The organism is uncultured Thiocystis sp., assembly GCF_903866365.1.
In the GTDB taxonomy this organism is placed as follows: Bacteria; Pseudomonadota; Gammaproteobacteria; order Chromatiales; family Chromatiaceae; genus Chromatium.
Genome location: NZ_CAIPNF010000256.1, coordinates 1 through 1747 on the forward strand (window position 1 = coordinate 1; position 1747 = coordinate 1747).

The following is a 1747-nucleotide window of genomic DNA, read 5'->3' on the forward strand; positions in this document are numbered from 1 at the left end:
CACTCGATCTTCGAGTTTTTAAGGTTTGACTTTATCGATCGATCTGCGCTACGCGCCGCAAGCGCAGACCTCCGCCGCACGATAGCGCAACGCGGGTGTCGGTTCTTGTCGGCCCAGGTCACGGCCGCTCATGTGCTTGCCGGACGGGGCCAAGGGAAACAAGCCCTTGACCTTCTCGGCGAAGTGCGCGAACGGCGCGGCGGGATCTTCGGCGCTGAGGATACCGCGGACCACGTCCAAGAAGGCTTCCCCTCGGCAATGCTGTCGGAGGCTGCCCACGGTGCACGCGGGCGCCTGGTGGTTCAGGCGGGTTCGTTGCTCGGGGTGAAGGAGGAGGGCATGGTCGAGCAGCAGGCTCAGGATCAGGCTTCGGCTTGACCCCTCTTCGTCCGGCTGTTTGGCCAGTTGCCCCCATCCTTCATCGAGCTTCCAATCCTCCAGAAACCCCTCCACGAGCCATCTGAGGGTATACGCCTGGACGCTGTCGAGCGTTCGCCAGCTTAACTCCGTGGCGACCAGATCGCGCGCCTCGGTTTCGCCCGGGTACTGCAGAGCAATGACGAAGCGCTTCTTGCCGTGAGCACAGACAGATACCCGGGCGCGACTGACCGTCACCGTGATTTCTTCGCCACCACGTCGGCGAATCCGGTGCGGCACGCCAGGATAGGCGGCGAAAAACGTCGCCAGCGGGCGCTCCCGGCCACGAAAGCGCACCTTTTGATTGCCACGCCATTGGCTGATCGTCTGGGCGCCGCCGCACGCGGCGCTCGCCTGATCCATCAAGGCCTGCGTCCCGTACAGCGCGTCGGCCAACACCGCTTTGAGACGCACCTGCGGATGCGCCTGGCGAAAAGACGGGATCCGTTCCAGGAGAAGTTGGGCCTTGCTGGGATCGGCCGGATCCGCCGCCGGGCGGGGCGGACGCTCGGCTTTCGCCACCTTCAACGCCTTCAACCGCTGATCCTCCCGGCGCCACGCCACTGGCTTGGGGTCCGGGCAGGCAACGCGAAACCCCACCGGCAGCGTCACCGTGGGCGTGATCAACACCAGAAAGACCCGTTCCTGCCCGTTGAAATCGCCCCCGGTTTTCTTGTCGTCAACCGTGTGGGCGCGATGAATCCGGCGCGTGCGCTTGGCGCGCCGCTGATCGCTGTCGTCGCCGCTCAAGACGCCTTCGTGAATCCCGTACTGCTCCAGAACCACGCGGACACTGACCTGCCAGAGCCCCTCCCAGACGACGTTGGTGCGCCGGAACATCCATGACAACGCGCTGAACCGATATCCCCCCAGTCCCGCTCGCTCAAAGGCTGACCAACACACCGTATTGGTCAACAACAGACCCATCAGACAGAACGTCAGCCACCGTCGCTGGCCGCGACTCAACCCCCGCCCCGGCGCCTGACGCCTCAACGCGGCATCCAGTTCCTCGACATCACGCTCGATAAAGGGCAATGGGTCGGCAAACATGGCGGCAGATCCTCTTCACGCGAAAACCGCCATTCTCGCTCTATTTTGTCAAGCGGGAAAAACTCGAGGATCGAGTCTCACGCAGCTGATTCCGGCCCTCTATCTGGAGCAGGCCGCCGCGCGCTGCGCGCGTGCCGAGCCGCGCCAGCGACGCCAAGCGATCAGCGCCCAGTTGCTCGCGCCCCTGCAACAGCCGACCCATCCCGTGCAACAACCTCCTCCCGACGAGCGGGCTGAAATCGAGCAGGTCGCCACCGACTGCGCCACCCTGTTTCAGCGC

The 1747-nt window shown here is 64.5% G+C and carries 2 protein-coding genes; one reads left to right on the forward strand and one right to left on the reverse strand.

Annotated elements, in window-relative coordinates:
• Positions 1-48 precede the first annotated feature (48 nt).
• A complete protein-coding gene (locus QZY07_RS14170; protein WP_295403910.1) occupies positions 49-1467 on the reverse strand; it encodes a transposase in 1419 nt (472 codons plus the stop codon).
• On the opposite strand from QZY07_RS14170, the gene QZY07_RS14175 reads away from it, so the two are divergent.
• On the forward strand, positions 1466-1747 hold a 282-nt coding region (locus tag QZY07_RS14175), incomplete at its 3' end, for a DUF6399 domain-containing protein (RefSeq protein WP_295403913.1). The genes QZY07_RS14170 and QZY07_RS14175 overlap by 2 nt on opposite strands.